This is a genomic window from Flavobacterium jejuense (assembly GCF_006491595.2).
Taxonomy (GTDB): domain Bacteria; phylum Bacteroidota; class Bacteroidia; order Flavobacteriales; family Flavobacteriaceae; genus Flavobacterium; species Flavobacterium jejuense.
Window position 1 is genome coordinate 1 of sequence record NZ_VEVQ02000052.1, and the last position, 412, is coordinate 412.

The window sequence follows — 412 nt, forward strand, 5'->3', positions numbered from 1 at the left end:
TATATTTCCGTTGTATAATGGATTAGGTGCAATATCGTTTGACCCTATGGCTTGAAATTCGTTATAATTGATCTTAAAAGCAAACAAATCGGTACCTATGTTTTCTACATCGTTAATGGCTTTTAACCAACCCCTTATGTTGTAACTGTAATCTACCGTTTGTAAACCAGTTGCTCCTGTAGCATCTGTTCCTCCTACGTTTTTACTAATTAATTGTCCTAGTTCGTCGTATTCATTTTTAGCAATTAATTGTTCGCTTCCTCCTGCGATTAATTGTTTGTGTAACTTTAAACGATCTTGATCGGTATATTCAAAAATATCGGTTATGGTAACTACTGTTCCATTAGTATCGTACTTATGAGTGGTAACTGTGTACTCAGTTTTTCCAGCCCAATCGAGTTTGCTGTCTACT

At 35.4% G+C, this 412-nt stretch carries 1 pseudogene; it reads right to left on the reverse strand.

Going from position 1 to position 412, the window contains the following annotated elements:
* Positions 1 to 412: pseudogene (locus FIA58_RS21175) on the reverse strand (type IV secretion protein Rhs); the annotation flags it as partial.